This window comes from Streptomyces sp. NPDC047049, from assembly GCF_040643995.1.
Classification (GTDB): domain Bacteria; phylum Actinomycetota; class Actinomycetes; order Streptomycetales; family Streptomycetaceae; genus Streptomyces; species Streptomyces mooreae.
Window position 1 is genome coordinate 292,992 of record NZ_JBEYVM010000008.1, and the last position, 19,031, is coordinate 312,022.

Genomic DNA, 19,031 nt, shown 5'->3' on the forward strand with positions numbered 1-19,031 from the left:
CTTTGCGTACCCTGAGGTAACTCGCCAGCCCCCCTCATCGATCGGAGTCCCCCGGTGCCGCTCCTTCCCGGAGCCGAGCCGTTCCGCCGTGACGGCGGAGAGGTCGGCGTCCTTGTGTGCCACGGCTTCACCGGCTCCCCCCAGTCCGTACGCCCCTGGGCCGAGTACCTGGCCGGCCAGGGGCTCACGGTCAGTCTGCCGCTGCTGCCCGGTCACGGCACCCGCTGGCAGGATCTGCAGATCACGACCTGGCAGGACTGGTACGCCGAGGTCGACCGCGAGCTGCGGGCGCTGACCGAGCGCTGCACCTCGGTCTTCGTCTGCGGCCTGTCGATGGGCGGCGCGCTGGCGCTGCGACTGGCCGCCAAGCACGGCGACGCCATCAGCGGGGTGGCCGTGGTCAACCCCGCCAACAAGGTCCATGACGCGGCCGGGCCACTGCTGCCGGTGCTGCGCCATCTCGTACGGACGACCAAGGGGCTGACGAACGACATCGCCAAGCCCGGTGCCGAGGAGGTCGGCTACGAGCGGGTGCCGCTGCACGCCGCGTATTCGGTGCGCCGCTTCTTCCAGCAGGTCGACTCCGAACTCCCCGGTGTCACCCAGCCGTTGCTGGTGATGACCAGCCCGCAGGACCATGTCGTCCCGCCGGCGGACTCCGAGCGCATCCTCAGCCGGGTGTCCTCGACGGACGTCCGCCAGACGCTCCTGGAGCGCAGCTTCCACGTCGCCACCCTCGACCACGACGCGGAGCAGATCTTCCGGGAGACGGCCGCCTTCATCACCCGCCTCGCACCCGCACGGCGGGCGGACGCGGCTTCGGAGGGGACGGCGGCCAGTGGCGGAGCGTAGCCCCCGCGACCCCCGGGACCCGCTGGACGAAGAGGCCGCCTGGGCCCAGATCGTGGCGGGCTACGGCGACCAGCCGTCGTTCCCCCCGGAAGACGGCGACGACGGCACGGACGAACCGGCCGGGCACGGCGGCACGAAGAGGATTGCGGCGAACCCCGCGGAAGACGCCGGGGAGAGCGCCGCGGCGGACACCGGGAAGGACTCCACGGCGGGCTCGGCCGACTCGGCAGGCCCGGCTGACCCGGCGGGCTCGGCTGCCCCGGCTGGCTCGGCTGCCCCGGCTGGCTCGGCTGGCTCGACGGACCCGGCTGGCTCGACGGGCTCTGCGGGCTCCGGGAAGGTCTCCCCGGCGGACGCCCCGGACGACTCCGGGAAGGACGGGCCCGGGGACGGCAGGGACGACGCCCCCCGTCCGGGCAGCTTCGTCGTCTTCGCGCCGGGCGTCGGCCCCCGCAACTGGTCCCCCGCCGAGCCGTCCGACGACGATTTCGACGAGACCGACGAGGGCCACTTCACCCCGCCCGAGCCGCCCCCGCTGCCGCAGGCCGATGTCACCGCCAAGTTCGCCTGGATCGCGGTGATCGGCGGTCCGCTGCTGCTGGTGGCCATGGTGCTGCTGCAGCAGCCGGTGACCTGGTGGATCACGGTCCTGGGCATCGGCGGCTTCCTCGGCGGGTTCGCCACCCTGGTGGCCCGGATGAAGAACGACGACGAGGACGACAACGATCTGCCGGGCAGCGGCGCGGTGGTGTGAGTCGGCGGTGGAGTGCGTCAGCTCCCGGCCGGCACCCGCAGCGCGGCCAGCACCGGCAGATGGTCCGTCGCGGCGGTGAGGTCGCTCTCCCGTACCCCCGGCAGGCCGTGCGGCACACCGCAGCCGAGGACTTCCACGCCCGGCGTGGTGAAGATCGCGTCGATCCGCTGATGCGGGTCACGGGGCGTGGAGGTGAGCTCCCCGCCCCACGGCCGGGCCGCCCAGGCATCGGTGAGCGCCCCCGCCAGCCGCCGGAAGCTGACGCCGTCCGGCCGCTCGTTGAGGTCGCCGCCGGCCACGGCGTGCGGCACGCCGAGGGCCGCCAGCCGCTCCAGCAGCAGCCCGGCCTGCGCGTCACGCTCCCGGGCGGCGAGGCTGAGATGGCAGCTGAGCACGCCGAGCCGGGCACCGCCGATCCGCACCACGGCGGTGGCGAAACCGCGCTGGTGCAGGCCGGGGGTGCGGGGCAGCAGGACGTCCTCCGTGCGCTCCACCTGGGCGCGCAGGGTGGACAGGATCATCGGTCCGGCGGCGGTGGCGCCGCCGGTGACGTACACCAGACCGGCCGCGCGGGCCAGCTTCTCGGCGGCCTTGCGCCAGCGGAAGAACCGCGGCGCCTCCTGGATCAGCACGAGATCGGGAGCGCAGGCCCGGATGACCCTGGCCAGCGCCGCCCGGTCGTCGCGCATCGAGCGGATGTTGTAGCTGAGCACCCGGATCACGGCCGTACCGTCCGGCTCGGTACGGGAGTCGGGAAGCCGGAGCACGGCGGCGGGTCCTCTCACCGGGATCGTCACGCGGGCCAACATAGAGCACCGCCCGCCGCACCCCTGGGGGACGCGACGGGCGGTGCCGTACGGATGAGCAGGCGTGCCGGCCCGCGGGGGCTCAGCCCTGGCGCGCCAGGTCGGCCGCGCCGACCAGACCGGCCTTCCCACCGAGCTGGGCGGCGAGCACCTGGGCGTGCGGCCGCCACTGGTTGCCGACCAGCCAGCGTCGGAAGGACTTGCGGATCGGCCCCAGGACCAGCTCGCCCTCGTCCGAGACGCCGCCGCCGACGATGAAGGCGGACGGGTCGAAGAGCGAGGCGAGGTCGGCGAGGCCGGCGCCGGCCCAGCGGGCCAGCTCACGGAACGAGTCGATGGCGACCGGGTCGCCCTGGCGGGCGGCCTCGCTGACGTGCCGCCCCTGGATGCCCTCGGAGGTGCCGTCACCCAGCGACAGCAGGATCTGGGCGTTCTCGGGGGTGGCGAACGCGCGCTGGCGGGCGTAGCGCAGCAGGGCGCGGCCGGAGGCGTACTGCTCCCAGCAGCCCTGGTTGCCGCAGCCGCAGAGCAGACCGTCGGGCACCACCCGGATGTGCCCGAATTCCGCGGCGACGCCGAAGCGGCCGCGGCGCAGCTTGTTGCCGATGATGATGCCGCCGCCCAGGCCGGTGCCGAGGGTGATGCAGATGACGTCGCTGTGGCCCTGGCCGGCGCCGAACTTGTACTCGCCCCAGGCCGCGGCGTTGGCGTCGTTCTCGACGACCACGGGGAGGCCGACGCGCTGTTCGACCTTGTCCTTGAGCGGTTCGTGGCGCCAGTCGATGTTCGGTGCGAACAGGACCGTGGCGCGCTTCTCGTCGACATAGCCGGCGGCGCCGATGCCGACGGCCTCGACACGGTGGCCGGCCCCGACGGTCCGCACGGCGTCCGCGATGGCCTCGGTCAGCGCTTCGGTGGCATGCGGAGTCGGAACCTTGCACGTCTCAAGGATCGAGCCCTCTTCGTCGACCACGCCGGCCGCGATCTTCGTGCCGCCGATGTCGACGCCGATGGTGAGTCCCATGTGTCCCTCAGTTTTTCGCTCGAACCCCGCCAGGACCCACCGTACCGGAGGCGGGGGCGCCGGCCGTGCCCGTCGAGCGGCGGGCCGGGCGGCCGCCCCGTGGTGCGAGGCCGCGGGGACTCAGTCGAGGTCGATCCGCTCGGTGCCGGTGGGGCCGTCGTCGTCGCGGGGGTCGTCGCCGCGGCGGGCGGCGGGGCCGTCGCCGAGGTCGTCGCGAGTCCAGCGGCGTTCGCTGCTCTCAACGGCGGAGCGGTAGGCGGCGAGGAGTTCGGAGCCGGCCGCGGCGAGGTGGTCGAAGAGGTCGGGGTTGCGCTCGATGACCGGCTCGACGGCCGCCTTGGCCTGCTTGAACAGCTGGCTGACGGCGCCCTGCGCGGCGATGCCGCCGAGCGCGCCGGGCAGCTGGATGCCGGAGAGCTTGTCGGTCACCGCGTCGGCGAGCTTGCGCAGCTCCTCCGCCGCGCTGCCCGGCTGCGGGCCGTGGGCGGCGCGGTGCCGGGCCTTCTCCGCCGCAAGGTCCTCGGCGCAGGCCGTCTCCCAGGCGTCGGCATCGGGCTCGGCCCTGCGGTCGGCGGGGCGCTCGGTGGCATCACTCATGAGGAACTCCGTGACTCCTGCGGCGAGGCGGTACGGCGAAGGGGTGCAAGGCACCCCGGGTGGGGCCCACCCTCGACGGTACCCGAACGGTGGTAGCGCGTTCAGTCGCTCTTGGGCCACAGGTCCGGATCGGGGGTGAAGCGGATCTCCAGGGAGCCGTCGCGCAGTCCGGCGCCGGAGACCGTGCAGCGGCGCAGCGCGGAGGGCAGCGTACGGATCCGCCGGAAGCGGCCGACGCTGACCACGACCTCGTCGCCGCGGCGCACCAGGCCGAGGCCCTTGCGTTCGGCGCCGGGCAGCGGCACCCGCCAGACGAGGATGCCGTCGGTGGCCAGCCGGTCCTCGACGGTCCAGGGGTCGGGGCGGGGCCCGTCGTCGGGTCCCCCGGCGCCGATCCGGGCGGCCGGCCCGTCGATCAGCCCGTCCAGCTCGTCGACGCCCTGCGGGTCGCGGCCCAGGTGCGCCACCTCGTGGACCGGGAGGTCGGGGAACTCCTCGCGCAGCGCCTTGAGGGCGGTCTGCTGGCTGCCGGAGAGCGCGGCGAGGAACGGGTCGGCCGAGCCGGTGGGCAGCAGCCGGTTGACGACCACACCGTCGGTGCGCCGGCCGTGCAGTGCCAGGCCGGCGCGGATGGTGCGCAGGTTGGCGGCGGCGACCGGTCCGGCGTCGGTGACCAGGCGTACGGACGTGCCGGGGTCGTCGATCGCCCGCTGGACGGCGGCGAGTTCGCTCTCCCAGCGCTCGGCGGCGTCGTAGAGCTTCTGGGCCGGCATCGGGACACCGGCGAGCTGGGCGAGCACCGGACGCAGGGCACGGGCCGCCTGGCGTTCGGGCGGCAGCAGGCGGCGCAGATAGCGGCGCACCTGGGCCGGCAGGGCGAGCAGCCGGATCGTTTCGGCGGCCGAGGGCATGTCGACGACGACCAGGTCCCAGTCGCCCGAGGCGTGTTCGGCGCGCAGCGCGTGCAGCAGCGCGAAGTCCTCGGAGCCGGGGAGTTCGGTGAGTTCGTCCTCGTCGAGGGGGCTGGCGCCGAGCAGGTCGAGGGCCGCGCCCGCCCGCTCCTGGAAGGCGAGGAATTCCTGGCGGAAGCGGTCGCCGGGGTCGATCCGCAGGGCGTGCAGGCCCGGCGCTATCGGGGTGGGGGTGTCGGCGCCGAGGGGGGTGCCGAGCACCGCCTCCGGGGCGCTGCTCTCGGTGGTGAGCAGGAGTGCCCGCGCGCCCCGGCGGGCGCCGGCCAGGGCGGTCGCGGCGGCGAGCGTGGTGCGGCCCGCGCCGCCGGGGCCCGTGACGAGGACGGTGCGCACGCTCAGAGCTTCTTGGCCTCGTCGGCGGACCCGGCGGCGTGGTCGGACCCTGCGGCGTGCTCGGCGGGACCGCTCTCGACGCGCTTCTTCAGCCCGGCCAGCGCGCGGTCGATGATGACCTTCTCCGCCTTGCGCTTGATCATCCCGAGCATGGGGATCTTGACGTCGACGGTGAGCTGGTAGGTCACCTCGGTGCGCGCGCCGTTGCCCAGTGCGGCAAGGCGGTAGGAGCCGTCGAGGGCGCGCAGCATCTGCGACTTGACCAGGGACCAGCTGACCTCCATCTCGCCGGTCCAGGTGTAGGCGAGGGTGTGGTCGTCCTTGATCGCTCCGGCGTCCAGCAGCAGGCGCACCTGCGCGGCGCGGCCGTGGTCGTCCTTCTCCAGGACCTCCGCCTCCTTGACCTCGCCGGTCCATTCCGGATAGCGGTCAAAGTCGGCGATCACTCCCATCACTTCGGCGGGTGCCGCCTCGATCGTGATGCTCGAGCTGGTGTGTTCGGCCATCGCCGTGACTCCTCCATCATGCCGATTCATGCCGGTCCGCCGACCTTCCCCGAGCTCTCGGCTCCTCCCCCGCTCCCGGCTTCGCCTGAGCGGTGGCGCCCCCATGAGCCGGGGAGACCCCATTGCGCGGTGTCTGTGCTGCTACCGGCTCTGAGGCTACCGCGCGGGAACCCGCGGGCGGACACCAGCAGGCCCGGCACGACGGGGCGGGGCGCCGCCCGGCCGCCCGCCACCGGGTTCCCGGCCGGGGGCCGCCGGCTCCGCGACCCGGGGCGGCCCGGGTTCACGCCCCGGGACGGCCGGCCTCACCACTCCATGACATAGGGCGTCCCGGTCGCATTGAAATGGCCGACATTGATGCATTCCGTGGCCCCGACCCGGACCCGGTGGGCCAGCGGCTGGTGGACATGCCCGAAGAGGGCGTAGCGCGGCCGGGTGGTGCGGATGGCGTGCAGCAGGGCGGTGCTGCCGCGCTCGAAGCGGCGGGCGACGGTGTCGTAGCAGAGCTCGGGGACCTCGGGCGGGATGTGGCTGCACAGCACGTCCACCTCGCCGACCGCCTCGACCTTCGCGGCGAACTCCTCGTCGCTGATCTCGTAGGGGGTCCGCATCGGCGTGCTCAAGCCGCCGCCGACGAAGCCGAAGACCCGGCCGCCGATCTCCACCCGCTGGCCGTCCAGGACGGTGACGCCGTCTCCCGCGTACTCGGGCCACAGGCGCGGGATGTCGACGTTGCCGTAGGTGGCGTACGTGGGGCTGGGGAAGGCCGCGAAGAGTTCGGCGTACTGCTTGCGGACCGCGCCCTCGATGACGGACTCCCGGCTCGCGCCCGTGGCGTCGAGCTCGCCCCACAGCCGGCGGCCCAGTGCGCGGGCCTCCTCGAAGCGGCGGGCGGTGCGCAGTTCGACCATCGCGCCGGCGTTCTCGGCGCCGAAGAGGTCGGGGAAGATGCCGCGCGAATGGTCGGCGTAGTCGAGGAAGAGAACCAGGTCACCGAGGCAGAGCAGGGCATCGGCACCGGTTCCGGCCGCCGCGAGGTCCCGGCTGTTGCCGTGTACGTCACTGACCACATGCACACGCATGGCGTCACCCTAGATCGCGCGGGCGGGCACGGGGAGGGGGCCGGTACCCCGGGTTACTTTCGGGTCACCGACCCGCTGGTCTAGTCTGCGCGGGAAAAGTACCCCATGGCGTGCCCCACGGCGTGTGACGCATCGAACATCTGGCCATCCCCTCTATCCCGAACGCAATACCCATGGGTAACGTCCGGGCAGTCCAATCCCCCTTGCATCACCATGGACCGCCGTCGGTGTGCACACAGCGTCGTGGCGCCGGCGCTTTTGAGGAGCAGCAGTCTTGCGCGAGTTCAGCCTTCCGGCCCTGTACGAGGTCCCCGCGGACGGCAACCTGACGGATCTCATCCGCCGAAATGCCGCGCAGCACCCGGATGTTGCCGTCATGGGACGCAAGGTGAACGGCGGGTGGCAGGACGTCACCGCCGCCACCTTCCTCGCCGAGGTCCGCGCCGCCGCCAAAGGTCTGATCGCTTCGGGCGTGCGGCCCGGCGACCGGGTCGGCCTGATGTCGCGCACCCGCTACGAGTGGACGCTGCTGGACTTCGCCATCTGGAGCGCGGGAGCCGTCACCGTCCCCGTGTACGAGACCAGTTCGGCCGAACAGATCCAGTGGATCCTCGGCGACTCCGGCGCGGTGGCCTGCCTGGTGGAGTCCCCCACCCACGAGGCGACCGTCGAATCGGTCCGCGACCGGCTGCCGGAGCTGGAGAACATCTGGCAGATCGAGCGGGACGCCATCCCGCGGCTGCGGGCCGCGGGCGCCGGCGTCACGGACGAGGAGGTGGACGCGCGCAGCGCGCTCGCCGACGCGGACTCCCCGGCCACCATCGTCTACACCTCCGGCACCACCGGCCGCCCCAAGGGCTGTGTGCTCAGCCACCGCAGCTTCTTCGCCGAGTGCGGCAACATCGTCGAGCGGCTGCGGCCGCTGTTCCGCACCGGCGAATCCTCGGTGCTGCTCTTCCTCCCCATCGCGCACGTCTTCGGCCGGCTGGTGCAGGTCGCCGCGGTGATGGCGCCCATCAAGCTGGGCCACGCCCCCGACATCAAGAACCTCACCGACGACCTCGCCTCGTTCCGGCCGAAGCTGGTCCTGGGCGTGCCCCGGGTCTTCGAGAAGGTCTACAACTCGGCGCGGGCCAAGGCGCAGGCCGACGGCAAGGGCAAGATCTTCGACAAGGCGGCGGACGTCGCCATCGCCTACAGCCGCGCGCTGGACACCCCCCAGGGCCCGGCGCTCGGACTGAAGCTGAAGTACAAGGCCTTCGACCGGCTCGTCTACGGCAAGCTGCGCGCCGTCCTCGGCGGCCGCGCCACCCACGCCATCTCCGGCGGCGCCCCGCTCGGCGAGCGCCTGGGCCACTTCTACCGCGGCATCGGCTTCACCGTCCTGGAGGGCTACGGCCTGACGGAGTCCTGTGCGGCGACCGCCTTCAACCCCTGGGACCGGCAGAAGATCGGCAGCGTCGGCCAGCCGCTGCCCGGTTCGGTCGTGCGGATCGCCGACGACGGCGAGGTGCTGCTGCACGGCGAGCACCTGTTCACCGAGTACTGGAACAACCCGTCGGCCACCAAGGAGGCGCTGTCCGACGGCTGGTTCCACACCGGCGACCTCGGCACCCTCGACGAGGACGGCTACCTCGCCATCACCGGCCGCAAGAAGGAAATCCTGGTCACCGCGGGCGGCAAGAACGTCGCCCCCGCCGTGATCGAGGACCGTATCCGGGCGCACGCCCTGATCGCCGAGTGCATGGTCGTCGGCGACGGCCGGCCGTTCATCGGCGCACTGGTCACCCTCGACGAGGAGTTCCTGCCCCGCTGGGCCGAGGAGCACGGCCACCCCGCCGATGTGACACCAACTCAGATCTCCGGGGACCCGGAGCTGCTGGCCGCCGTCCAGCGCGCCGTCGACGACGGCAACGCGGCCGTCTCCAAGGCCGAGTCGGTGCGCAAGTTCCGCATCCTGCCGACCCAGTTCACCGAGGAGTCGGGCCATGTCACGCCGTCGCTGAAGCTCAAGCGGAACGTGGTGGCCAAGGACTTCGCGGAGGACATCGAGGCGCTTTACCGCGCGTAGGGCCAGGCCGCGGCCGGTCCGCTGCCGTTGTGATCCGCCGTCGTGGCCGTGCGCCACGACGGCGGATTTTCGTTGCCCGGGACGCCGTATGCCCGCTCCGTACGGAGCGGGCAGCCTGGGCGGGTGCGTGGGGGCGGTGCCCTAGAGCAGTTCCTTCAGCCGTTCCGCCAGCAGGTCCCAGCGCCACTTCTCCTCCACCCAGGCGCGGCCGCGTGCGCCCATGGTGCGGCGCAGGTCCGGGTCCTGGAGCAGGGTGACGAGGCGGTCCGCGGTGGGGGCCGGGGAGCCGCCGGGGACGACCCAGCCCGTCTCGCCGTCCAGGACCGCGTCGGGGGCGCCGCCCGAGTCGCCCGCCACCACGGGGAGTCCGGTGGCGGAGGCCTCCAGGTAGACGATGCCCAGGCCCTCGACGTCCAGCCCGCCGCGGCGGGTGCGGCAGGGCATCGCGAAGACGTCGCCGGCGCCGAAGTGGGCCGGCAGCTCCTCCCAGGGGACCGCGCCGGTGAAGCGCACCGCGTCCGCGACGCCCTTCTCCCGGGCCAGCGCGTGCAGTTCCTTCTCGTACGGGCCGCCGCCGACGATCAGCAGGACGGCATCGGGCACCGCGGCCAGGACGGCCGGCATCGCCTCGATCAGGGTGTCCTGGCCCTTGCGCGGGACGAGCCGCGAGACGCAGACCACCACCGGCCGGCCGGTGAGCCCGAGCGCGGCCCGTACGGCGTCGCCCCCCGAGCCGGGGTGGAAGGTCTTCTCGTCCACGCCGGGCGGGAGTTGGACCATCCGCCGCGCGGCCTGCGGGGTGAGCGCACCGGCGATCCGCGAGCGGGTGTACTCGCCGAGGTAGGTGAGTGTGTCGGTGCCCTCGCCGATCCGGCGCAGCAGCTGCCGGGCGGCCGGCAGCTGCGCCCAGCCCGCCTCGTGGCCGTGCGTGGTGGCCACGATGCGGCGGGCACCGGCCGAGCGGAGCGCCGGCGCCATCAGCCCGAGCGGCGCCGCCGCGCCGAACCACACCGAGGAGCAGCCGTGTTCGCGCAGCAGCCCGGTGGCCCGGCGGGTCACCCGCGGGGTGGGCAGCAGCATCGTCGTACGGTCGCGCACCACCGGGAACGGCTGCTCGGCGTCGAAGGCGGCGGTGGCCGCAAGACCCTCGGCGCCGCGCTTCCAGGTCGAGGCGTAGACGACGACCTGGGAGGGATCCAGACGCAGCGCCATGCTGTGCAGGAAGGCCTGGATGCCGCCGGGCCGGGGCGGGAAGTCGTTCGTGACGATCAAGGTCTTGTGCACGATGGTCTCTCGGCGGTGGTCTCGGCTGTCGGTCGCGGCGGTTTCGGCCCGACAGTACCGGTCGGCGCCCGGCCGGGGGCGGCCCGCCCCGCCACGCCCCTTCTCGTCTACGGTCGTGACCGGCCACTACCGGCATCATGCAGAGGCCACGAGCGGTCCGCGGTGCACCGGGCACCGGGTCCGCGGGGCAGCGGGCGGCGCCGGCGGGCCACGGCCGAGGAGCGATGAGGTGACGATGAGCAGCATCAGCAGAGCGCGCGGGGTGTGGCTCCCGGTCGCGGCCTGGGCCGTGACCCGGGCCGTGATCCTGCTCTGCGTCCTGAGGGTGCTGGTGCTGCCGGGGCCGGATGTCACCACCGATGTCTCGGTGATCTATCAGAACTGGTCCGAGGTCCTGAAGACCGGCACCTTCCCGCTGGCCGATGTGACCTGGCAGTACCCGCCGGCCGCGGCGCTGGCGGTCCTCTCCCCCGGACTGCTGCCGTTCCTGGAGTACGCCCCCGCGTTCTACACCCTGATCCTGCTCACGGACGCGGCGGCGCTGGCGCTCTTCCTGCGGGCCGGCCGGCGCCCCGGCCACCGCCCGGCGGGGGCCTGGGTGTGGATCGCGGGCGTGGCGCTGCTGGGCCCGACCGCCTACGCCCGCTACGACCTGATGGTCACCGCCGTCGCCGTCGCCGCGCTGTTCGCGGCCGCCCGCCGGCCACGGGTGGCGGGCGCCCTGGTCGCCTTCGGTGCGCTGCTGAAGGTCTGGCCGGTGCTGCTGCTGACGGGGGCGGCGGTGCGCGGGCGCCGGGCCCGCGCCCTGTGGTGGAGCGCGGCCGGCACCGCGGCCGGACTGACCCTGTGCTTCGTGGCCGCCGCACCGGGCGCGCTGGTCTTCCTCACCTTCCAGCGCGACCGCGGGACGGAGGTCGAATCGCTCGGCGCGCTGGTCTTCCACATCGCCCGGCAGTACGGGTGGGACGGGCAGGTGCTGCTGCATTACGGCTCACTGGAATTCCTCGGTCCGGGCGTCCCGCTCGTCAGCACCGTGGCGCTCACCCTGAGCCTCGCCGCCGTGGGCTGGCTGTTCCTGTGGCGGCTGCGCGCCGGGGAGCCGGGCCCCACGACGCTGTGCGAGGCCGCCTTCACCGCCACCCTGCTGTTCACGACCACCAGCCGCGTGATCAGCCCGCAGTACATGCTGTGGCTGGTGGGGCTCGCCGCGGTGTGCGTGACGGTCCGGGCGGGCCGGCAGACGCTGCCGGCCGTGCTGGTCCTGCTGGCCACCGGGCTCACCCAGCTGGAGTTCCCCGTCTGGTTCGCGCACATCGTGGCGAGCGATCTGCCGGCCGTGGTGCTGCTGGCCGTGCGCAACGGTCTGCTGGTCGCCGCGTCGCTGCTCGCCTGCCGCCGGCTGTGGGTCGCGACGCGAAACGGCGGGGCCGGGCGTACGGCGCCGCCGGACGTCGTGCGCGCACGCCGGCCGGCCGGCGAGACCGCCGCCGCTCCCCCACGGCTCACGGGCTCCGCGCAGCGGACGCAGACCCCGGCGGACGGGTCGCCGGCACCGGGGCGCTGAGCCCGGCGGGCACCCTCACCGCCGCAACTGTGCCGTCACATAGGCCCGCCACAGCCGGGTGAACTCCGCGATACCGATGCCCAGTTGGGAGCGCAGGGCGCGGTCCGTCCGGTCGGCGCGGGCCGGCGGCCGGTGTCCGGTCCCGGCGGCCCGTGCGGCCGTGGCGGAGCCCGCGGCGGCCGCCGTGGCCGCCGTGGCCGCCTCCATCGGCGCTTCCGCGCGCCCCGACGAGACACCGAGCGCGCTTTGGCCCGCCGCCCGGTAGAAGGCGATCAGTCTGTCCTCGCCCCACTTGCCGGCGATCATCCGGCAGGCCAGCCAGCTGCCCTCGTAGGCCTTGGCCAGCCGGTCGGCACCGGCCTTGAAGCCGAAGTCCGCGTCGGCCGGCAGGCGGGCGGGGACCGTGCCCCGGGCGACGGCACGGGTCAGTTCGGGGGCGGTGGCGGCGGGCTTGCGGTGGCTGTCCCGGTAGGCGACCCAGTCGGCGAAGCCCTCCGAGAGCCACAGCGGGGTCGCCGTGGTGGTGGCCGTGCGGGTGGCGACATGGGTGGTCTCGTGCGTGAGGACCACCGTGCGGCCCAGGTCGTTGAGTTCTTCGTAGGCTTCGGGGTTGACGATCACGCGGTCCGCGGGCGCGGGGGTGGAGACCCCCGCCTCCCCCGTGGTGACCGCCGCGATCCCCGCATAGCCGGACGCGTCGTCGCTGCCCATCAGCTGCGCCATCCGCTCGACCGAATCCGGCGCCTCCACCACGACCTTCCGCGACCACTTTCCCTTCCAGGCGGCCGACACCTTGGGCACCGCCCGGTCCACCCGGTGCGCCAGGTCCTTCAGCCGCGCCAGGTGCGCGGCGTCGCCCAGCACCAGGCTGTACCGGCCGCGGACCAGCCGCACCGGGCCCTGGTCCCACAGCTGGCGGGTGCCGCTCTTGCCCGCCGCCGTGCCGTCGGTGTCGGAGGAGATCAGCCAGCGCCCGTCCCGCCGGGTCAGGGTGAGGTACTGGACGGCGTGCACCGGCGAGGTGTCGTAGCCCCGGAAGCGGTAGCGCAGCTGCACCTTCGCGGCCAGGCGCGCGTCGGTCTCGCCGGCCGCGAGCGGGAAGGCGCCGGTCGCGTCGAGCTCGTAGTGCCACTCGGCCAGCGGCACGCCTGCCAGGTGGGCGAACATCGTGCGCTGGCGCTCCCGGTAGCCGGTGGCCCGCGGGTCGACGGTGGCCAGGAAGCCCGCCGCGTCCCGGCGCTGGACGGCCCGCGCACGGGCGTCGAGCATCCGCTGGACGTCCGGGTAACGGGCCGGGGTGGAGTTCGTGGGCGCACAGCCGGTCAGCGGGACGAACAGCGCGAGGAGCAGGGCGGCACAGCCCGCCGCCCCGGCCCGCGGCAGCCGTCGCCTTGCCCACTGGTGTGACATGCGGACGATCGTAGATCCGGCCCGGCCGGGGCAAAAACGCTGCGCTCCGCCTCAGGGCCTGGTGACGGCGGAGATCGGCATCATCCCGACGGGGTCGTAGCGGACCCGTGCGCCGGGATAGGGCGCGTGGACCACGTGGCCGTTGCCGACGTACATCCCGACATGGCTGCCGTCCGAACGGTAGATGACCAGGTCACCGGGCTGCGCCTGGCTCAGGGGCACCTGCCGGCCGGCGCCGCGCTGCGCCTGCGAGGTACGCGGGAGGGAGACGCCGGCCCGCCCGTAGGCCCATTGGGTGAGTCCGGAGCAGTCGAAGGCCGAGGGGCCGTTGCCGCCCCAGGCGTAGGGCCGGCCGACCGCGGCGCGCACCGCGGCGACGGCCGCCGCGGCCCGCCCCGAGGCCGGTACGGCCCCCCGCAGGTCCGGGGCCGCCTCATGGCGCCCGTCGCTCCGCGAAGCCCGTGCGTAGGCCGCCCTGGCGTCCTTGGGCAGGGCGTTCAGCAGCCGCCGCGCGGTGGCCAGCTTGTGCTGGACGTCCTTCTTGTGGCGCGCGACCTCCTTGCGTCCGGCCTCCAGCTGCGCCAGCTTGCGCACGGTCTCCCTGCGCTGCTGCTCCAGGGAGCGCTGTGCGGCCCGCAGCCCGCGCAGCTCGCGGGCCTGGCCCGCGCCCAGCCGGTCGAGGGCGGAGGCCTTCTCCAGGTAGGTGTCGGGGCGTTCGGAGAGCATCAGCCGGATGGTGGGGTCCAGCCCGCCGGCCCGGTACTGGGCGGCCGCGAGCGCGCCCAGCCTGCCGCGCAGCCGGTTGGCCCGCTCCTGAGCGCGGGCGGTGCGGTCCTGGAGGGCCGCCACCTGGCCGCGCAGCTTCTTGGTCCGGGCGTCCGCGCCATTGAACTTCTCGGTGGCCCGCTCCGCCTCTTCGTAGAGACGGTCGACCCGCGAGGCCGCCGCGTCGCGGGCGGCGGTGCGGCCGGCGGGGTCGGCAACGGCCTGCGGTGCCGACAGCCCGGCGGCCGCGGCCGTCAGGGCGGCCGACACCACGGTGACCGAGGCGAGGGTGGTCCGGCCTTGCTGCGAGGTACGGCGGTGGGACGCCACGAGAGCCGAACTCCTTCCGACGGGGGTACCCCCTGCTTGAGCGCAGCCGAGAGCCCGGGGGAAGCCCCTGCCGCCGAAGGAGGGCGGTCGGTGAACCGGAAGCTGCGAGGGCAGACAGTACGGCGCCGGTGCGATCCGGCCAAAGCCGCCGTTTCGCCCGCAAAAAGCCGCCCCGCCGGTGACTGTGCAGGTCACCGGCGGGGCGGTAAGTCAGTGGCCGAAGCCGCAATTCGCCCGTTCGGGCGGCAGGTTGAGCGGTTTGTGAGGCTTTTCAGACCCGGCGTTTCAGGCCCGGACGTGTCAGACCCGGACGCCGAACGCGAACTCCATGTTGCTCATGGGCTCGTAGCGCACGGAGGCGCCGGGCTTGGGGGCGTGCAGCACCTGGCCGTTGCCCGCGTAGAGACCGATGTGGTGCAGGTCGCTGTAGAAGAGCACCAGGTCGCCGGGCTTGAGGTCGCTCTGCGAGGCGATCCGGGTACCGGCGTTGGCCTGGGCCTGCGAGGTACGCGGCAGCGACTGGCCGGCCTGCTGGTACGCCCAGGAGGTCAGACCCGAGCAGTCGAAGGACGACGGGCCGGTGGCGCCCCAGACGTACGGCGAACCTATCTTGGACTGGGCGGCGGCGAGGGCGGCCGCACCGCGCTGCGAGGCCGGCACGTCATCGCCGAGGTTGACCCGCGAGTTGCTGCGGTTGGCGCGGTTCTCCTCGGCCTGCATGGCCGCCCGCTCCTTGGCCGTCATCTTGTTGAGCAGCTGCTGCGCCTCGGCCAGCTTGCCCTTGATCTCGTCCTTCTTGTCACCGAGCGCCTTACGGGTCTCGGAGAGGTCCTTGATCTTGGCCGAGGCCTCCGCGCGCTCCTGGGCGAGCCGGCGCTGCTTGTCCGCGACGGTCTTGAGCTGGTCGGCCTGCTTGCCGCTCAACTGGTCGAGCGTGGCGGCCTTTTCGAGGTAGGTGTCCGGGTCGCCGGAGAGGAACAGCTGGACCGAGGGGTCGATGCTGCCGCTGCGGTACTGGCCGGAGGCAAGGGCACCGAGGCCCTTGCGCATCTGGTTCAGCTCACCCTGGCCGCGGGCGACCTTGTCCTGGAGGTCGTCGACCTCTTTCTGGAGCTTGTCCTGCTGCTCCTTGACCCCGTCGTACTTCTCGGTGGCCTGCTCGGCCTCGTTGTACAGCTTGTCGACCTCGGACTTGACGTCCTTCTTCGACTGGTGAGGGTCGGCCTGGGCGGCCTGGGACGAAAGGGCGACGGCCGCCGCGGCGGTGGCGGTGAGCACGGTCACGCGAGTACGGCTCGGCTGCTTGGGTCGACGGTGGGACGCCACGGGGGCGAGCTCCTTCTTCCTCCAGCCGCCTACCGGGAAGTGGGGGGGGTGAGACCCCGGCTCCGCGTGAACGCCGCGGACTCGGCGGTACCTCCACGGTTCATCCCGGTTGGATGATCGGATTCATGAAGGTTCGGGCCCTGACCTTAGTAACCGAGCTGTGATCGCTTCAAATCCTCAGGGAAAAATTCTGCGTCACCAGCCCCATCCTTTACCAACATCGCACAGGCAGTGAGCGCCAATTGACGCTCAGAGACGGATCGTCGGTGTTTTCCGGTGTTCCGGCCGCCGGAGCGGGCAGCCTGTCAGGTCCGGGCAAGTCGTTTGAGGAGCAGGGCCGATGCCACCGGCCGGGCCCCGGCCTTCGCCACCCCGTCGGCCACTTCCCGGTCCGTGGAGACCACGACGACCGGACGGCCGGGCGGTTCGGCCCGAACCAGCTGACGAATCAACTCATCGGCCGTTACGCCCGGTTTGCTGAACAGGACCCGGACTCCGCGTGGTGGCGCGAGCAGCACCGGCGCCGCGAGCTCCGCACCGTCGAAGACACAGGTCATCTCCGCGCCGGTCTGCGCCGCCAGCACCGCGAGGCCGCCCAGCAGCCGCAGCCGCTGCTTGTCGAGCGGCATGGTCGGATAGCCGGTTTTGGTGACGTTGTAGCCATCCACCACCAAATGCGCCTGCGGCAGCGCCAGAAGCTGGTCGAGCAGCGCCGGGTCCATCTCCGACAGCGCCCGCGTCGCGATGTCCTTGGGCGTCATCCGCCCCGGCGCGACCGCCTCGACGGTGTCCGCCGGATGGACGCTGGCGGGCGGCAGCGCCAGCTCGCGGCGCAGCCCCTGCGCCGCGTCCAGGACCGTGTCCAGCAGCAGCCGCAGCCGCATGTCCTCGACGCTGCGGCCCTCGCGGGCGGAGCGCCGGCTGGTCTCCAACGCCGTCTCCGCCTCGGCGATCCGGGCCTTGAGCCGACGCACCTCACTGTCCGCCGCGGTCTTCTCCGTCGCCGCCCGGTCCCGTACGTCCGTCACGGCGGCCTCGGCCTTGCGCACCGCGGCCTCACCGCGCTTGACGTCGCTCAGCGCGCTGCGCAGCTTGCGCCGCAGGGACTCGTTCTCCTTGCGGGCCGCGTCCAGGTCCACCCGGATCCGGTCGGCCTCCGTACGGGCCTCGCCGCGCGCCTGCGCCAGCTCCTCGCGCAGCCTGACCAGCTCGCGTTCGGCCTCCTCGCCGGCCCGCTCGGCGCGCGCCCGCTGCGCCTCCTCACCGGCCGCCGCGACGAGCTTGACCCAGCCCTCGGGGCGCAGCACATAAGCGGCCGCCGCCACATCGAGCGGATCCGCGGCCGCGGGCGGCGTGCCGTGCTCCAGCGCCTCGGCCAGCTCCGACTGCGCCTCGCGCAGCTTGCCGGCGATCCGCTGCCGGAAGACCGCGTCGCTCTCCAGCGCCGCGGCCATCGCATTTCCGGCGAATTTGGCCCGACGGGTCGGGGTGAAGCGGGCGTACTGCCGCAGTGGGGGCGGGAGTTCGGCGAGGGTCAGCGCGCCGAACGACTCCGCGGTGAGCGCCACGACCCGGCGCCGTACGCCCTCGGGCAGCGGACGGTCGAGCACGTCGTCCGCCGCACTCTCGGGTGCGTCGTCACGCCGGTCCTCCGGCTCCCCTTCTGGACGGTCCACCACGGCTGCATCGCTCCGATCTCAGGCGTTCGCGCCCGGACGGTCGACCAGCTCGATCTGGTCGACCGCGTTGCACCAGCGGCAGCGCACGGACTCGATGCTCTCACTGAGGACCTCGCGCTCCTCCACCGTCGGCGCCCCGGCCAGGTCCAGGTGGACGTACTCCACGACCTTGGAACGGCGCGTCACGTCGAACCGCGTGAGGTTGCCGCACAGCGTGCAGCGCCACCGGGTCCCGTCCGTCGGCAGGGGAACAGCCATCGTGTCGTCCTCTTTCGTGCTCATCGGTGTCGTGCTGCTGCGCGGTTCACGCGGTGCGCCGTCGGATCGCGGAAGTACGCAAAGTACTGCCTGTAACCCTACGGCCTGATGGGGGGCCGGCGCGGGCCCGCCCAGGTGCCGGGACGCGGCGAGGCACTCTGTCCCGATTGCCCGCATTGGGCCATGATCACCTCATGACGGCGCCGGCCCCCTCACCCCGTTCACCCCGCTCGTCCGGTCTCCTCCCCCGCCCTCCGCACCCCACCCGGTCGCTGGCCGCGGTGTTCTCGCGGATGACGAATGTGCTGATCGGCCTGTGCTGCGCGGTCTTCGTGCTCGGCCCCGCCTCCGGCCTGAACCGGATATACGGCGCCGGCGAGGCCCTGCTCAAGGCCCAGACCGCCTATTTCGAGCGGTGGGGCGTGATCCCGCTGGAGCTGTGGAGCGGTTCGCTGCGCGCGCTGGTCACCCCGCTCACCGCGTTATTCGTGCACGGCAGCTGGCTGCACCTGCTCGGCAACGTGCTGTTCCTGTACGTCTTCGGCGCCATGACCGAGGCACGTATGGGCAGGCTGCCGTTCACCGCCTTCTACCTCATCATCGGCTACCTGGCGCTGCTCGGCTACGCGGCCGCGCACGCCACCTCGGGGCAGACCCTGGTGGGCGCCTCCGGCTCGATCTCCGGCGTCCTCGGCGCCTTCCTCTTCCTGTTCCCCACGGCCCGGGTCACCAGCCTCTTCCCGTTCCTCTTCTTCCTGCCGCTGCGCTTCCCCGCCTGGATCGTGCTGCTGTTCTGGTTCTTCCTGCAGTGGCAGGCCGCACAGGACGACCCCCGCGGTCCCGGCGTCGCCTACCTCGCCCACGTCATCGGCTTCACGCTCGGCTTCCTGTACGCCTGGGCCCGCTACCGGAGGGATAGTGTGGGGGCCACCAGGGGGAATGACCGGGCGACCGAGGGAGAGAGCCAGCCGTGATCACGTCGATCGTGCTCATCAAGACCAACGTGGACCAGATCCCGGAGATCGCCGAGAAGATCGCCGCGCTGGAAGGGGTCAGCGAGGTCTACTCGGTCACCGGCGCCCACGACCTGATCGCGATGGTGCGGGTCGCCGCCCACGACGACCTCGCGGACGTCATCCCCGGCCGCATCAGCAAGGTCCCCGGCGTCGCCTCCACCGAGACGCATATTGCGTTCCGCACGTATTCGCAGCATGACCTTGAGGCTGCGTTTGCGATTGGGCTCGACGCGTAGCGAGTCTTTTTTTCCTGCGTTTTCGGCTTTCCCGTCGTGGGGGTTGCTCCTCTTTTCGCCTGGCGGCGGGCCGGTCCGCTGCGCGGGGCTGTCGGGTGCGGTGACGGGCCTCCGCGGGTGGGTGTCCGGACTGCTTCGCTTTACGTCCGGACACCCACCCGCTCCGG

At 73.0% G+C, this 19,031-nt stretch carries 18 protein-coding genes; 6 read left to right on the plus strand and 12 right to left on the minus strand.

Going from position 1 to position 19,031, the window contains the following annotated elements; all coding sequences use genetic code 11:
• Positions 1 to 54 precede the first annotated feature (54 nt).
• A complete protein-coding gene (locus ABZ851_RS20795; protein WP_361129501.1) occupies positions 55 to 852 on the plus strand; it encodes an alpha/beta fold hydrolase in 798 nt (265 codons plus the stop codon).
• A complete protein-coding gene (locus ABZ851_RS20800) occupies positions 839 to 1,606 on the plus strand; it encodes a hypothetical protein (protein ID WP_361129504.1) in 768 nt (255 codons plus the stop codon). The genes ABZ851_RS20795 and ABZ851_RS20800 overlap by 14 nt, the downstream gene beginning before the upstream one ends.
• A gap of 17 nt (positions 1,607 to 1,623) precedes the next feature.
• Here ABZ851_RS20800 and ABZ851_RS20805 read toward each other — a convergent pair whose 3' ends face one another.
• From ABZ851_RS20805 to ABZ851_RS20830, 6 genes are all read right to left on the minus strand, one after another.
• Entirely contained in the window at positions 1,624 to 2,373 is a 750-nt protein-coding gene (locus tag ABZ851_RS20805) for an endonuclease/exonuclease/phosphatase family protein (protein WP_361129582.1), read from the minus strand.
• Positions 2,374 to 2,494: 121 nt separating this feature from the next.
• The gene (locus tag ABZ851_RS20810) at positions 2,495 to 3,436 is read right to left on the minus strand and encodes an ROK family glucokinase (protein ID WP_361129507.1); all 942 of its coding nucleotides are present in this window, start codon (positions 3,434 to 3,436) and stop codon (positions 2,495 to 2,497) included.
• 120 nt (positions 3,437 to 3,556) lie between these two features.
• Positions 3,557 to 4,033, minus strand: a complete 477-nt coding sequence (locus ABZ851_RS20815) for a DUF5304 domain-containing protein (RefSeq protein ID WP_361129510.1) — start codon at positions 4,031 to 4,033, stop codon at positions 3,557 to 3,559.
• Between the two features lie 101 nt (positions 4,034 to 4,134).
• Positions 4,135 to 5,337 (minus strand): ArsA-related P-loop ATPase, encoded by a 1,203-nt coding sequence (locus ABZ851_RS20820; protein ID WP_361129513.1) that lies wholly within the window; start codon positions 5,335 to 5,337, stop codon positions 4,135 to 4,137.
• A 2-nt stretch (positions 5,338 to 5,339) separates the two neighbouring features.
• Positions 5,340 to 5,843 carry an SRPBCC family protein gene (locus tag ABZ851_RS20825; RefSeq protein ID WP_361129516.1) on the minus strand — a complete coding sequence of 168 codons (504 nt, stop codon included), beginning with the start codon at positions 5,841 to 5,843 and terminating at the stop codon, positions 5,340 to 5,342.
• Between the two features lie 305 nt (positions 5,844 to 6,148).
• On the minus strand, positions 6,149 to 6,925 hold the full coding sequence (locus ABZ851_RS20830) for a metallophosphoesterase (protein WP_361129519.1): 777 nt from the start codon (positions 6,923 to 6,925) through the stop codon (positions 6,149 to 6,151).
• Between the two features lie 274 nt (positions 6,926 to 7,199).
• Between ABZ851_RS20830 and ABZ851_RS20835 the strand changes: the two genes are divergently transcribed.
• Positions 7,200 to 8,996: an AMP-dependent synthetase/ligase gene (locus ABZ851_RS20835; protein ID WP_361129522.1), complete on the plus strand. Its 1,797-nt coding sequence runs from the start codon at positions 7,200 to 7,202 to the stop codon at positions 8,994 to 8,996.
• A 141-nt stretch (positions 8,997 to 9,137) separates the two neighbouring features.
• Here the strand turns inward: ABZ851_RS20835 and ABZ851_RS20840 are convergent, their stop codons facing one another.
• Positions 9,138 to 10,280, minus strand: coding sequence for a glycosyltransferase family 4 protein (locus ABZ851_RS20840; protein ID WP_336048894.1), 1,143 nt, complete (start codon positions 10,278 to 10,280; stop codon positions 9,138 to 9,140).
• A gap of 235 nt (positions 10,281 to 10,515) precedes the next feature.
• On the opposite strand from ABZ851_RS20840, the gene ABZ851_RS20845 reads away from it, so the two are divergent.
• Positions 10,516 to 11,844: a glycosyltransferase 87 family protein gene (locus ABZ851_RS20845; RefSeq protein WP_361129585.1), complete on the plus strand. Its 1,329-nt coding sequence runs from the start codon at positions 10,516 to 10,518 to the stop codon at positions 11,842 to 11,844.
• Positions 11,845 to 11,859: 15 nt separating this feature from the next.
• Here the strand turns inward: ABZ851_RS20845 and ABZ851_RS20850 are convergent, their stop codons facing one another.
• The 5 genes from ABZ851_RS20850 to ABZ851_RS20870 all read right to left on the minus strand — a co-directional run bounded on the left by ABZ851_RS20850 (position 11,860) and on the right by ABZ851_RS20870 (position 17,612).
• On the minus strand, positions 11,860 to 13,254 hold the full coding sequence (locus ABZ851_RS20850; RefSeq protein WP_361129525.1) for a hypothetical protein: 1,395 nt from the start codon (positions 13,252 to 13,254) through the stop codon (positions 11,860 to 11,862).
• 51 nt (positions 13,255 to 13,305) lie between these two features.
• Complete coding sequence (locus ABZ851_RS20855) at positions 13,306 to 14,349, minus strand: NlpC/P60 family protein (protein WP_361129528.1); 1,044 nt, start codon at positions 14,347 to 14,349, stop codon at positions 13,306 to 13,308.
• Positions 14,350 to 14,649: 300 nt separating this feature from the next.
• Positions 14,650 to 15,675 carry an NlpC/P60 family protein gene (locus tag ABZ851_RS20860; protein WP_336048890.1) on the minus strand — a complete coding sequence of 342 codons (1,026 nt, stop codon included), beginning with the start codon at positions 15,673 to 15,675 and terminating at the stop codon, positions 14,650 to 14,652.
• Between the two features lie 305 nt (positions 15,676 to 15,980).
• Positions 15,981 to 17,354 carry an NYN domain-containing protein gene (locus tag ABZ851_RS20865; protein WP_361129531.1) on the minus strand — a complete coding sequence of 458 codons (1,374 nt, stop codon included), beginning with the start codon at positions 17,352 to 17,354 and terminating at the stop codon, positions 15,981 to 15,983.
• 18 nt (positions 17,355 to 17,372) lie between these two features.
• On the minus strand, positions 17,373 to 17,612 hold the full coding sequence (locus tag ABZ851_RS20870) for a hypothetical protein (RefSeq protein ID WP_030086623.1): 240 nt from the start codon (positions 17,610 to 17,612) through the stop codon (positions 17,373 to 17,375).
• 293 nt (positions 17,613 to 17,905) lie between these two features.
• Between ABZ851_RS20870 and ABZ851_RS20875 the strand changes: the two genes are divergently transcribed.
• Together ABZ851_RS20875 and ABZ851_RS20880 are read left to right on the plus strand one after the other, a co-directional pair.
• On the plus strand, positions 17,906 to 18,586 hold the full coding sequence (locus ABZ851_RS20875) for a rhomboid family intramembrane serine protease (protein ID WP_361129588.1): 681 nt from the start codon (positions 17,906 to 17,908) through the stop codon (positions 18,584 to 18,586).
• Positions 18,583 to 18,864, plus strand: coding sequence for an Lrp/AsnC ligand binding domain-containing protein (locus tag ABZ851_RS20880; protein ID WP_086716532.1), 282 nt, complete (start codon positions 18,583 to 18,585; stop codon positions 18,862 to 18,864). The genes ABZ851_RS20875 and ABZ851_RS20880 overlap by 4 nt, the downstream gene beginning before the upstream one ends.
• Positions 18,865 to 19,031 lie beyond the last annotated feature (167 nt).

Bases quoted from the DNA above. Each gene is read 5' to 3' on its own strand.
- ABZ851_RS20810 (WP_361129507.1), bottom strand. From the start codon at position 3,436: ATGGGACTCACCATCGGCGTCGACATCGGCGGCACGAAGATCGCGGCC.
- ABZ851_RS20815 (WP_361129510.1), bottom strand. From the start codon at position 4,033: ATGAGTGATGCCACCGAGCGCCCCGCCGACCGCAGGGCCGAGCCCGAT.
- ABZ851_RS20825 (WP_361129516.1), bottom strand. From the start codon at position 5,843: ATGGCCGAACACACCAGCTCGAGCATCACGATCGAGGCGGCACCCGCC.
- ABZ851_RS20830 (WP_361129519.1), bottom strand. From the start codon at position 6,925: ATGCGTGTGCATGTGGTCAGTGACGTACACGGCAACAGCCGGGACCTC.
- ABZ851_RS20845 (WP_361129585.1), top strand. From the start codon at position 10,516: ATGAGCAGCATCAGCAGAGCGCGCGGGGTGTGGCTCCCGGTCGCGGCC.
- ABZ851_RS20850 (WP_361129525.1), bottom strand. From the start codon at position 13,254: ATGTCACACCAGTGGGCAAGGCGACGGCTGCCGCGGGCCGGGGCGGCG.
- ABZ851_RS20870 (WP_030086623.1), bottom strand. From the start codon at position 17,612: ATGGCTGTTCCCCTGCCGACGGACGGGACCCGGTGGCGCTGCACGCTG.
- ABZ851_RS20875 (WP_361129588.1), top strand. From the start codon at position 17,906: ATGACGAATGTGCTGATCGGCCTGTGCTGCGCGGTCTTCGTGCTCGGC.